Raw genomic sequence first — 12,127 nt, forward strand, 5'->3', positions numbered from 1 at the left:
ACCCGCTGCCGCGCGGGATCGATCTCCTGACACCCAGTTCGGATATCCAGCGAAGCCGGATACCCACCCGTGTCGCGGCGTGGCGCGATCAGTACGGTTGACCTCCATGCGAAAGACGCCCCTGCTCATGCTCGCCGTGCTGGCCGCCGTCGCGACCGCCTGCTCGAGCGGCGGTGGCGGAGGCGCCGCGCCGTCGCGGTCGGCGGCTGCCGAGTCGGCGACCGGATCACCAACGCAGGCAACAACTTCCGCGAAACCGGACTGCACGGCAGGCTACCTCGCGCAGTTCACGCTGCGGCAGAAGCTGGCGCAGCTGTTGACCGTCGGCATCACGGGCGAGGACGACGCCATGAATGTGGTGCGTACCGAACAGGTCGGCGGGATCTTTGTCGGCAGCTGGACCGACCTTTCGCTGCTGAGCGCGGGGCAACTCGAGCAGGTCAAGCAGTTGGCCAAGGTGCCGCTCATGGTGACCATCGACGAGGAGGGCGGCCGCGTCTCCCGTGCGAAGAGTCTGATCGGCGCGGTGCCGACGGCCAGGGTGACCGCGCAGACCATGACCGCCGACCAGTTCCACGACGCCACGCTGACCAGGGGGCGCGCGCTGAAGGACCTCGGCGTGACGGTCGACTTCGCGCCGGATGTCGATGTGAGCAGCCAGCCCGACGATTCCGTCATCGGCGACCGTTCCTTCTCCGACGATCCAGCCGTGGTCACCAGGTACGCCGGCGCCTACATCCGCGCCATGCGCGAGGCCGGTGTCGGCACCGTCATGAAGCACTTCCCCGGCCACGGCTCCGGCTCGGGCGATTCGCATCGCGGCGCGGTGCGCACCCCGCCGCTGGACAGTTTGCAGACCGTCGATCTCGTCCCGTTCCGCGGCCTGGTCAATTCCGGCGCGGGCGTGATGGTCGGCCACCTCGACGTCCCCGGCCTCACCACCCCCGACGTGCCTGCCAGCATCAGCCCGCAGGCGATGGCGCTGCTGCGCGAGGGCAAAGGCTACGGTGCCGCGCCGTTCCAGGGCCCGATCTTCACCGATGACCTGCTCGGCATGGCCGCGATCACCAACCGCCTTTCCATCGGCGACGCCGTCGAGGCAGCGCTGGTCGCCGGTGCCGACAACGCCCTGTGGATCAGCACCGACGCGGTACCGAGCGTGCTCGATCAGCTCGAGCAGGCCGTGGCGGCGGGCCGCTTGCCCGCCGCGCGGGTCGACGCGTCGGTGCTGCGGATGGCCACCTTCAAGGGCGCTCTTCCGCGCTGCTGAGGCACTGTTCCCGCGACTGGTGGGCAAATACGTCCCGCGGAACTTACCTTGGAGTAATATAAGAGATTCACCATGCGGTAGGAGAGTGGATGGCGGGCGGAACGAAGCGACTTCCTCGGGCGGTTCGTGAGCAGCAGATGCTCGATGCCGCCGTCGAGGTGTTCTCGCGGAAAGGCTTCCACGATACGTCGATGGATGCCATTGCCGCCGAGGCGAAGATATCGAAGCCGATGCTGTACCTGTACTACGGCTCCAAGGACGAACTGTTCCGCGCCTGCATCCAGCGCGAGGGCCTGCGCTTCATCGAATCGGTGGTGCCCGCGGGCAATCCGCAGCTGTCGCCGCACGAGCAGGTGCGGGTCGCGCTGGAGGGTTTCCTCGGGTTCGTCGACCACAATCGCCGCTCCTGGCAGGTGCTCTACCGCCAGGCCATCGGTCAGCAAGCGTTCGCCTCGGAGATCGAGAACGCCCGCGAGCGCGTCATCGAATTGACCGCCAAGCTGCTGGAATCCAGCGCCAAGCATCCAGAACCCGGTACCAACTTCGATGTCGTCGCGGTCGCTGTGATCGGTGCCGGGGAGGCCATCGCGGACCGGGTGGCCAGCGGCCGCATCGAGGTGTCCGAGGCCGTTGATCTGCTCGATGATCTCGCGTGGCGTGGTCTGGCGGGGCGTAAGAAAGCGGAGTAGCGACGGGCGGTCAGCGGTTGCCCCGCCGCTGACGGCCTGCCAGAGTGCGAAGATCACCAAGCACAGACCGGCTCTATTCGGAACGGGCCGGGGAAAACGGGGCGGAACTTGTTCGGGTTGCTAAGGCCGTGCGCGCACGGCGCGGCGAAATACGGCATCGATGCGGCAGAATGGCGCACGCATATGTGCGGGCTGTGTCTGGGATTACGGGACGGGCACGGTCAATTGGCTCGTGCGACAACGAATGTCGACGCGATCGTATTGAGCATGCTGACGGAAGTGCAGGCCGAGGGCGCGGTCGAGCGCAGCACGGCGGGGCGGTGCGCACTGCGGGGGATGCAACGCGCGTCGGTCGCGTCCGCGAATTCGCCCGGCGTGCGGCTGGCCGCGACGGCGTCACTGTTGTTGGCGTCGGCCAAGATTCGCGACCATGTCGACGACGGAGACGCCTCCGTCCTTGCGCGAACACCAATGGCGAAGGCCGCGAGCCGGTGGGCCGGGCAGGCGCGGGTGAGCGCACAGCGGATCGGGCTCGACGTGGAACCCCTGGTCGCCGCGCTGAACACACAGACCCAACTGGAGCGGGCCGCACGAGATCTCGACGATCCGGATTCGCTGACGCGATTGACCGCGCCGACCCAGCTCTGCGCCTCGGAATTCTTCGCGCACACAGCGGTTTTGGCCGACCGTCCGGACAACATCGACGCATTGCGCACGGCGGGTTGGCAATTCGGCCGAATCGCGCATCTCGCCGATGCCGTGCAGGACTACGAGAAGGACCTGGCCCGCGGCCGGTTCAACCCGCTCGCCGCCACCGGAACCACCATGCCGCAGGCGTACGACCTACTGCGCGAATCGGATTCGCGACTGCGCGAGGCGGTCGCGGCGGCCGAGCTTGACGCGATACCCACCGTCCGCTGGATGCTGCTCGACCCGCTGTCCTCGGTACTGCGCCGACTCGGCCACGGCATCGGCGGCGTCGTCGGCCACGCCTGCGGGGTAGCCAACGACCGCGCCGACGTGCAGATGCACTCGCGGCGCACCGGTCGCCGCCCCGGCCTCGGTGAATCACTCACCCTCATCCTCGGTTCGTACTGCACCGGCTATGCCTGCTGCGCCGAACACACCCAGCCGTGCACCGGTGAACGCAAGGACCCCTGGATCAACAACTGTGACTGCGGCGGCTGCGCTGATTGCTGCGACTGCGGTTGCGGCTGCTGCGATTGCTGCGACTGCAGCTGCTGAACCGCTTGTAGCGCACCGTTTCCCACGGCACGGGACCGCGAGCGGACGCGCGGCATCGGCCAGCTGAAACGACAGCAGCCGCACCCCGACGAGGTGCGGCTGCTGTCGTTCAGTGCGTCAGCGCAGGGTCGCGGTGAGGTGCGGGTACCCCTTCTTCGGGTTCAGCACGGCCAGATCCCAGCCGCCCGCCACCTGGTCCGCGTACACGTTCACCGTCGACGGCAGCAAGATCGGCTTGCCGAACTTCACCGCATAGGTGGCCTTGCCTGGCACCCGGCCCTCGATCGTGCCGAGGATATGCGCGCACGACCACATGCCGTGCGCGATCGCCTTCGGGAATCCGAAAGCCTTGGCGCCCAACGCCGAGGTGTGGATCGGGTTGTGGTCACCGGAGGCGGCGGCGTACTGGGTGATCGTCTTCTGATCGACCCGCCAGGTGCGCAGCGGCGGCGGCGCGGCCGCTTCCGGCTTGGGTTCCGGCTTCGGCCCACCCGAGAGCGAGGTGCGCTGCTGGTGCAGGAAGGTGGTGACCTGTCGCCAGACCAGCTCCCGGCCGACGCTGATCTCGGTGATCGCGTCGACAAGCAGCCCCTTCGGGTGCTCGCGCAGATTCTCGATGTGCGCCCTGCTGTCCAGCGGCTCGCTCACCGAGATGTCGCGGGTCCGCTCGATCAGGTTCTCCGCGTGCACCGCGCCGACCGCGATGAACGGAAAGTCGCGCTGCACAAGCAGTTGCATCACGAGCGGCATGGTGAGCACGAACGGGTAGGTCAGCGGCAGCGAATCGCTGAACCGCAGGCCGGTCGCCCGGCAGTAGGCGGCCAGATGATCCGGATCCACCTTCAGGCCGTCGAGCTGAATCGCCCGATCAGGCAGCGTCGACTTGCGCCCCGAAACCAGCGGCAGCGGAACCGCGCCGAGCGCGGCCTTCAGGTACAGCGGGCCGTTCTTGGGTGCCTCGGTCAGCGAGATCACTTGCGTCATCATGCTCCGATCAGGCTCTGCCCGCAGACGCGAACGATGTTGCCGGTCACCGCGTTCGACGCCGGGCTCGCGAAGTAGGCGATGGTCTCGGCGACGTCGACGGTCTGCCCACCCTGCAGCAGTGAGCTCATCAGCCGACCGGCCTCGCGGGTCGGCAGCGGGATGGCGGCCGTCATCGCGGTCTCGATGAAGCCGGGCGCCACCGCGTTGATGGTGATGCCCTTCTCCGCCAGCTTCGGCGCCTCGGCGTTGACCATGCCGATGACACCGGCCTTGGACGTGCCGTAGTTGGTCTGACCGCGGTTGCCAGCGATGCCGGCGATGGAGGACACGTCGACCACCCGACCGCCCTCCTTCAGCGCGCCACGGGCCACCAGGCCCTCGGTGATCCGGTGCGGCGCGGCGAGATTCACGCTGAGCACCGAGTTCCAGCGGCCGTCGTCCATGTTGGCGAGCAGCTTGTCGCGGGTGATGCCCGCGTTGTGCACGACGATGTCGATGCCGCCGAAGCGCTCGGTGGCGAACTCGGCCAGCTTCTCCGCCGCGTCGGGCGCGGTCACGTCCAGCGCGAGCGCGGTGCCGCCGACCTTGTTCGCGGTCTGCGACAGCGCCTCACCGGCGGCCGGGATGTCGGCGACGATCACCGTGGCACCGTCGCGGGCGAACACCTCGGCGATGGTCGCGCCGATGCCGCGCGCGGCACCGGTGACCACGGCGATCTTGCCTTCCAGCGGGCGGTCCCAGCTGGCCGGTGCGGTGGCGTCGTCCTTGCCGACCCGGATGACCTGGCCGTCGACGAACGCCGACTTGGCCGAGAGCAGGAAGCGCAGCGTCGACTGCAGGCCGGTCGCGCCGGTCGAGGCCTCGGGGTGCAGGTAGACAAGCTGTGCGGTGGCGCCGCGCAGCAGCTCCTTGGCGACCGAGCGGGTGAAGCCCTCGAGCGCGCGCTGCGCGATCTGCTCGTCCACCGTCGCGGTCAGCTCGGGTGTCGTGCCGATCACCACGATGCGGCCGGACGCGGCGATATTGCGCATGGCGGGCTGGAAGAATTCGTAGAGCTGGGAGAGATCCTCGATCGCACCGATGCCGGTCGCGTCGAACACCAGCGCGCCGAACTTCGTTCCCGAGCTTGCCGAATCGGCGAAGGTGTAGTCCGGCAGCAGGGTGCGCAGCGGCTCGGCGACCCGACCCTTGCCACCGAGCAGCACCGGCCCGGGCAGCGGCGGCTCGCCTTCCTGGTAGCGGCGCAGGTTCTCCGGCTGCGGCAGTCCGAGCTTGCTCGCCAAGAACTGACCGGGGGAGGAGTGTACGAACGATCCGTAGAGGTTGGGCGCACCCTTGCTCTTGCTGGCTGCCACTGTTCCTGCCTTTTCTGTGTGGTCGGCGGCGTGCACGGGTCCCTGCCGTGTAGTTACGCAAGCTACCGCCTCCGGGACTGTCGCTCACGCCGCGATGCTGTTCTCGGGTCTGCTGGTTCCCCCAGCATTCGGTCTGCTCGAGCACATTTGCGGGGGTACGCTGTCGACAACAAACTTACTCCAGAGTAAGTTTAATGTAAACCAACCGCGACGGGGCGCCGATCAGTGGAGATTTCCACGCGGACTCCGGAGCGCCGGACATCCCCAACGAGACCTGGAGACTCGAGTGACAACCAAATCCCGTTCGGCGAAGAGCACCGCCAAGACCGGTAAGACCACCCGCCCGGTCGCGATCGTGGGCGGCAACCGGATTCCGTTCGCTCGCTCCGACAAGGCGTACGCGCACGCCTCCAACCAGGACATGTTCACCGCCGCGCTGGACGGCCTTGTCAGCCGCTTCGGCCTGCAGGGCGAGCGGCTCGGCATGGTGGTCGGCGGCGCCGTCCTCAAGCGGGTCGGCGAGCACGGCATGATTCGGGAGAGCGTGCTCGGCAGCAAGCTCAGCCCCTACACCCCGGCCCACGATCTGCAGCTCGCCTGCGGCACCGGTCTCCAGGCCATCGTCACCGTCGGCGACGGAATTGCCCAGGGCCGCTTCGAAGCCGGTATCGGCGGCGGCACCGACACCACCTCGGACGCCCCGATCGGCGTCAGCGAGGGCATGCGCGAATGGATGCTCGACGCGAACCGCGCCAAGTCCAACAAGGACCGGCTCAAGCTGGTCGGCCAGCTGCGCCCGAGCATGCTCGGCATCGAGATCCCGCGCAACGCCGAGCCGCGCACCGGGTTGTCCATGGGTGAGCACGCCGCCATCACCGCCAAGGAGTTCGGCGTCCCGCGCGAGGCGCAGGACGAGCTGGCCTACCTGTCGCACAAGAACATGGCCGCCGCCTACGACCGTGGCTTCTTCGATGACCTGATCACCCCTTTCCTCGGCCTGACCCGCGACGACAACCTGCGTCCCGGCTCCACCGTTGAGAAGCTGGCCACCCTCAAGCCGGTGTTCGGCGTCAAGGCTGGCGACGCGACCATGACCGCAGGCAACTCCACCCCGCTGACCGACGGCGCCTCCGCGGTGCTGCTGTCCAGCGAGGAATGGGCCGCCGAGCGCAACCTGCCGGTGCTGGCCACCCTGGTCGACAGCGAGGTCGCGGCGGTCGACTACATCCACGGCCCGGACGGCCTGCTGATGGCGCCGACCTACGCGGTGCCGCGCCTGCTCGCCCGAAACGGCCTGACCCTGCAGGACTTCGACTACTACGAGATCCACGAGGCGTTCGCCTCGGTGGTGCTCGCGACGCTGTCCGCGTGGGAGTCCGACGCGTACTGCAAGGAGCGCCTCGGCCTGGACGGCGCGCTCGGCTCGATCGACCGCAGCAAGCTCAATGTCAACGGTTCTTCGCTGGCGGCGGGTCACCCGTTCGCCGCGACCGGCGGCCGCATCGTCGCCTCGACCGCGAAGTTGCTGGCGGAGAAGGGATCCGGCCGTGCGCTGATCTCCATCTGTGCCGCCGGCGGCCAGGGCGTCGTCGCGATCGTCGAGCGTTAACAGCTGACTGAAGGGTGCCATCCGGTTCTTCCGGATGGCACCCTTTCGTCTGTCAGCGCACCAAACTGCCTCGGGCAGCGGCGAATCGGACCACGCTCGGTGCGAATCGACCGAAGACGTACTGCAGCCTGGCTTCCGGCGTCACCGGGACGACGTCCTTGTTCTTCCGCACGGCCCGCACGATCTGCGTGGCGACCTTGTCCGGTCCGTATCCGCGCAGCCGGTACAGCCGGTCGTAGCGCTGCTGTCTGCGCTGCTCCTCCTCGGCGGAGACGCCGGACATCCTCGTGTTCGCCACGATATTGGTGTGCACGATGCCGGGGCAGATGGTGCTGACACCGATTCCGCTACTGGACAATTCGGCGCGCAGGCAGTCGGAGAACATGAACACCGCGGCCTTGCTCGTCGAGTACGCGGTGAACGCCTGCTGCGGCGTGTAGGCCGCCATGCTGGACAGGTTGACGATGTGCCCGCCGAGCCCGCGCTCGGCCATCACACCGGCGAACGCCCGACAGCCGTTGACGACGCCATGCAGGTTGACGGCGAGCACCCGGTCGAAGTCCTCGGCCGAGGTGTCGAGGAACCGCCCGGCCTGGCCGATGCCCGCGTTGTTGATCAGGACGTCGGGCACGCCGTGTTCGCGGATCACGCCCTCGGCATGTTTGCGCACGGCCGATTCGTCCGACACATCCAACTCGTAGGCGTGGCCGTTACCGCCCGCCTGCGCGATCAGGGCCACGGTCGCCTCGGCCGCGACGCCGTTGACATCGGAGACCACGACTTCGGCCCCTTCCCGTGCGAAGGCAAGCGCGGTCGCCCGGCCGATCCCGCTGCCGCCGCCGGTGATCACGACGAGTTGATCCTCGAACGGCTTGCGCGGCACACCCATTCGCGCACGGCGCAAGCCCCGCGCCGGTGGCGTGCCCGTCACGGAGTCGATCAATTCCACGGTGGCTGAGGCGAGCAGCCGAGGATGTGAGAACGGCAGCCAGTGCCCGCCTTTCACCACCCGCAGCCAGACCTGCTCAGCCCACTGGTCCTCATCGGCGTAACTCGACTGCCGCACTGCGGGATCGCGGGTACCGATGATGATTTGTGTTGGTACCGCGGTGAATTGGTCGCGCGCGCGTAGCGGATTCGCGGCCAAGGTCGACCGGTAGATGCGCAGCCCGTTAGCCATATCCTGCTTGAACGTCGGCGCGAGGTGGATCTGCTCCGGCGGTGCGCCTTCGGCGGCGGAAAGGCCGGAGCGCCACCGTTGTTCGCTCATCGCCAGGCTGATTGCGGCCTTCGGCAGTGCGGGCAGCGCGAGGAAGGTCGAGTAGGCGAAGGAACCGAGCTGAGCCAGCGGCAGCGCGATATTGCGCGGGGTCGGCCGGGCCAGCCGACTGCGCGCCCACTTGCTCACGTGCGCGATGCTCGGCCCGGAGACCGAGGTGAACGACGCGATCAACCGTCGCGCGTCAGGCCCGCAGACGATTTCCCAGGTGGCGACGCTGCCCCAGTCGTGCGCGAGCACGTGCACGGGTTCGCCGTTGCCGAGCGCCTCGATCACCGCGACGTAGTCGGCGGCCAGCGTCGTTGTCGAAATGGCCGACGTACCGGGCGGATTCGATGACTCGCCGTGCCCGCGGTTGTCCACGCTCAATACCCGGAACCGCTCGGTGAGCTCCGGAACGACGTTGTCCCACAGGTGATGCGAGTCCGGCCATCCGTGCAGCAGCAGGACCGTCGGTCCGTCCGGATTGCCTTGCTCGTAGACGGCGATATCGACCTCGCCGTTGCGGACCACATGCTTGTCGGCCATGGATTCACCCCACTATTCGGGCCGCGGCGGTCGCGGTCCGTGGACGTAGCTCTCCGACTCATTCTGTCTGAGACGGTGGGATTCGGGTAGCCCTCGTCGCGATGATGGCCCGCTCGCGGCCGCTGTGAGCTATCTCATGAATGTCGACTCACATTTACCGTGCATTTCGCCACGTCTGCAGACTGATTTAGCAGCTACTAGCAGGCAACTTATGTGGTACAGATTTTCTTCGGTCGCCGAACGCCTGTTATGTCCCACCTTGCTGCAGGGCTGATCTGTGTGTTTACCTGCACTTCACCTAGTGTGCTACCGGAGCTCGGCAATCTGATGGGCGCTTTATCGCCGCCTTATCGACATGCAGCTACCGGCAGGACATCTCTTCGGCTTAACGAATTACTCGAATCGAGCTAGCAGAGAGGAAGGCTGAACAGCTGATGCGAATCGGTATAGCGCTGCGCGCCACCGCACTGGCCCTGGCGGCCGCGGTCGGTCTCGGACTCGCGTCCACGGCCCCGGCGGGAGCGGCGGGCGAGGTGGACCGCTACCTGGATCTGCCACTGGTGAACCGGGACGCCGCGACCAGCCCCGGCGGCGTCAACCCCGAACTGCCCTACGACGCGGCCGAGCTGCGCGGGCTGTTGGACGAGGCGCGTGCCAAGGGGGTGGCGCCAACCCGGTACGCGGCCCTGCTCTATCAGTACTGGTTGGTCGACGCGACCAACAAGGCCGGCATCGACCTGCGATCCTGGGATCCGCGCGCCGGTGTCGAGGCCAACCGCGCCAACCTGATCAACTCCTACCGCTACTACGAAGACCTGCAACTGAACCACCGCGAGCTGCAGTGGGCGGGCATGGGTGGACAGGTCGGCGCCGACTTCGGTGGCGGGCTGATCGATTTCGAGCTGATGGGCAACATCTACGGCCTGCCAGGTCTCTCCGAATCCGCGCGCGGCGTCATCGCGGCGGTGGACCAGGCCGCCGGACCGCAAGCGGTGGCACAACTTCCGCGCGGGCTGATGGCGCTGGCCGAGGCGGGTTCGCAGATTTCGCCGGAAGACCTGCGCTACATCATCGGGATGATCCTGGTGATGCAGAAGAACATCTTCTCGGACCTGATGCCGATGCACGACGCCTACGTCACCGAAGGTCTGCCCGCGCTGCAAGAGTTCCAGGCGGCGGGGTTGTTCGGCGATGACCTGATGGCAGCCTGGCGCGGAGTTGGCTCCGGCGACCACGACCGGATCGCCGCGGGCAACGCGACTTTGCTTCGCAGGGAACAAGAGTGGGTGATTCGCGACCAGTGGGACACGGTGCGCGGCTACAAGGGCAGCGTCGGCGAAGCGATCACCTACGTCAGCGGTGCTGCGGGATCACCATCGGTCGCCGGCGTCGCACCGCCGCGCGAATTCAATCCGGTGCGCATGCGGGTCACCATGGCCAACGGACAGCCCGCGCTGGTGACACTGCCACTGCCGGAATGGAATTGGTCGGAGTTCGACTCCCGCTGGGACTACATCACGACCGAGCTGCTGCCGAAGTACAAGTTCCAGGTCGAAAACAACTGGCCAGCACTGGAAGCCGTGATGCGCACGCCCTACGAGGTGCAGATGGAATCGCATCGCCCGCTGTTCAACATCCCCCAGCTGCTCGAGTCGGCCGCAACGCAAATCCAGGTGACTCCGATCGACACGATGGCGGTGCGCTAGATGAAACGCTTGACCGTGGCCGTCGCGACGGCCGCTGCCATGGTGCTGTGCGCGGGAACCGCCGCGGCGGAATCGGATATGCCGACGCCCGGACTCGACAAGGTCTTCAACGGCTTCGTCGTCGGGCAGATCCAAGGCGCGCAACCGGTTCCGCCGGATCAGGCGTTCCAGGCGTTACTCGCCAACGACCCGTTCTATCAGGAGCCGCCGCTGACCGGTGCCGAGCAGCCGGGGACGCTGCTGAAGGCCAAGAAGGTCGACGTGATGTTCCTCGGCATCACGCCGCCCGACGTCGAGGCGTACAAGCTGATGTACGTGACCACCGCCAATGACGGTGTCACGCCCGCGATCAGCACCGGCATCCTGATGATCCCCAATCACGGTGCGCCAGTCGGCGAGAAGAAGCTGATCTCCTATCAGGAGGCCAACGACAGCGTCGGCTGGTCCTGCCACCCGAGCACGCAGTGGACCGGCGGCGACCCGCTTGACGGTTCGTCGTGGTCGGCGCTCGGCCCGCTGGCGCTGATGTTCGACAAGGGCTACGCGGTGATGATCTCCGACGTCGGCAACGACGGTGATCACAAGCCGCACGGTGTGTTCGCTGGCAAGTTCGCCGCGCACGCCCAACTCGACGGTGTCCGTGCGGCTTTGGGCCATCGCGACGCCGGACTCGATCCGAACGCGCCGGTGGCGTTGTTCGGCATCGCCGGTGGCGGGGTCGGCGCGGCCTTCTCCGCCGAGCTGCAGCCGACCTACGCGCCGGAACTCGACGTGAAATCCGCTGTGCTGGAAGGGATGGTCGTCAACCCGCGCAACTTCATGCGGGTCGCCGACGGTTCGGTCGGCTCCGGTTTCGCCCTGGCAACGCTGCTCGGGTTGGAGCCCGCGTACCCGGAGATGGACGTGAACGCGAAGCTGAACCCGGCGGGGGTCGGGTTGGCGAACGCCTTCCGCACCCAGTGTCAGACACCGGCCTACTTCGGCCTGCCGTTCCTGCCGCTCAACACCCTGTTCAATTCGGGGCTCAGTCCCGCCGATGAACCGGCGTTCCAGCGCGCGTTCGAGGAGAACACCCTCGGGCGGTCCGGCACGCCGAAGGCCAAGGTGGCCATCACCTCCTGCGCCGCCGACGACTCACCGATGTCGCTGGTGCCCGCGAAGGACTCGCGAGAACTCGCCGACACCTATCGGGCGGGCGGCACCGACGTGACCTACCAGCCCACCGATTGCGGCATGGTCCGCATGCTCACCGATATCTACGGCTGGGGCACCGACCTGTTCGGCATGCAGACGATCGACTGGATAGATCGAAACTTCGAATGAAAAGGATTACCCGCCATGGCATTTCTCTACGGAATCAACTACCTGTTCTGGTACGGCCCGCTGGCCGTCGCGAAGCTGATGGCCCAGGCCGCCGGCTTCTGATCGGTCGCTGACCGCCGCGGCTCCCGCACACCGC

Annotated in this window: 9 protein-coding genes; 6 read left to right on the forward strand and 3 right to left on the reverse strand. The window is 67.2% G+C overall.

Annotation, left to right across the window (positions count from 1 at the left end; genetic code table 11):
• Window positions 1–106: 106 nt before the first annotated feature.
• From OG203_RS26900 to OG203_RS26910, 3 genes are all read left to right on the forward strand, one after another.
• Complete coding sequence (locus OG203_RS26900; protein ID WP_405160043.1) at window positions 107–1,270, forward strand: glycoside hydrolase family 3 N-terminal domain-containing protein; 1,164 nt, start codon at window positions 107–109, stop codon at window positions 1,268–1,270.
• A gap of 89 nt (window positions 1,271–1,359) precedes the next feature.
• On the forward strand, window positions 1,360–1,959 hold the full coding sequence (locus tag OG203_RS26905) for a TetR/AcrR family transcriptional regulator (protein ID WP_405160044.1): 600 nt from the start codon (window positions 1,360–1,362) through the stop codon (window positions 1,957–1,959).
• 117 nt (window positions 1,960–2,076) lie between these two features.
• Window positions 2,077–3,204: a DUF5685 family protein gene (locus OG203_RS26910; RefSeq protein ID WP_405168016.1), complete on the forward strand. Its 1,128-nt coding sequence runs from the start codon at window positions 2,077–2,079 to the stop codon at window positions 3,202–3,204.
• Between the two features lie 117 nt (window positions 3,205–3,321).
• On the opposite strand, the gene OG203_RS26915 is transcribed toward OG203_RS26910, so the two are convergent.
• Together OG203_RS26915 and OG203_RS26920 are read right to left on the reverse strand one after the other, a co-directional pair.
• The gene (locus tag OG203_RS26915; protein ID WP_405168017.1) at window positions 3,322–4,188 is read right to left on the reverse strand and encodes a MaoC family dehydratase; all 867 of its coding nucleotides are present in this window, start codon (window positions 4,186–4,188) and stop codon (window positions 3,322–3,324) included.
• Window positions 4,188–5,546, reverse strand: a complete 1,359-nt coding sequence (locus OG203_RS26920) for a 3-oxoacyl-ACP reductase (RefSeq protein WP_405160045.1) — start codon at window positions 5,544–5,546, stop codon at window positions 4,188–4,190. Before OG203_RS26920 ends, OG203_RS26915 begins: the two co-directional genes overlap by 1 nt.
• A 286-nt stretch (window positions 5,547–5,832) precedes the next feature.
• Here OG203_RS26920 and OG203_RS26925 point away from each other — a divergent pair, with 286 nt between their 5' ends.
• A complete protein-coding gene (locus tag OG203_RS26925; protein ID WP_405160046.1) occupies window positions 5,833–7,155 on the forward strand; it encodes an acetyl-CoA C-acetyltransferase in 1,323 nt (440 codons plus the stop codon).
• A gap of 52 nt (window positions 7,156–7,207) precedes the next feature.
• Here the strand turns inward: OG203_RS26925 and OG203_RS26930 are convergent, their stop codons facing one another.
• Window positions 7,208–8,962 carry an SDR family oxidoreductase gene (locus OG203_RS26930; protein ID WP_405160047.1) on the reverse strand — a complete coding sequence of 585 codons (1,755 nt, stop codon included), beginning with the start codon at window positions 8,960–8,962 and terminating at the stop codon, window positions 7,208–7,210.
• A 434-nt stretch (window positions 8,963–9,396) separates the two neighbouring features.
• Here OG203_RS26930 and OG203_RS26935 point away from each other — a divergent pair, with 434 nt between their 5' ends.
• Together OG203_RS26935 and OG203_RS26940 are read left to right on the forward strand one after the other, a co-directional pair.
• Window positions 9,397–10,668, forward strand: a complete 1,272-nt coding sequence (locus tag OG203_RS26935; protein WP_405160048.1) for a hypothetical protein — start codon at window positions 9,397–9,399, stop codon at window positions 10,666–10,668.
• Window positions 10,669–11,991 carry a lipase family protein gene (locus OG203_RS26940; protein ID WP_405160049.1) on the forward strand — a complete coding sequence of 441 codons (1,323 nt, stop codon included), beginning with the start codon at window positions 10,669–10,671 and terminating at the stop codon, window positions 11,989–11,991. It begins immediately after the preceding gene.
• Window positions 11,992–12,127 lie beyond the last annotated feature (136 nt).

This window comes from Nocardia sp. NBC_01499 (assembly GCF_045040275.1).
Lineage (GTDB): Bacteria > Actinomycetota > Actinomycetes > Mycobacteriales > Mycobacteriaceae > Nocardia.

Coding starts and splice junctions, on each gene's coding strand:
- OG203_RS26900 (WP_405160043.1), top strand. CDS start 107: ATGCGAAAGACGCCCCTGCTCATGCTCGCCGTGCTGGCCGCCGTCGCG.
- OG203_RS26905 (WP_405160044.1), top strand. CDS start 1,360: ATGGCGGGCGGAACGAAGCGACTTCCTCGGGCGGTTCGTGAGCAGCAG.
- OG203_RS26915 (WP_405168017.1), bottom strand. CDS start 4,188: ATGACGCAAGTGATCTCGCTGACCGAGGCACCCAAGAACGGCCCGCTG.
- OG203_RS26930 (WP_405160047.1), bottom strand. CDS start 8,962: ATGGCCGACAAGCATGTGGTCCGCAACGGCGAGGTCGATATCGCCGTC.
- OG203_RS26935 (WP_405160048.1), top strand. CDS start 9,397: ATGCGAATCGGTATAGCGCTGCGCGCCACCGCACTGGCCCTGGCGGCC.
- OG203_RS26940 (WP_405160049.1), top strand. CDS start 10,669: ATGAAACGCTTGACCGTGGCCGTCGCGACGGCCGCTGCCATGGTGCTG.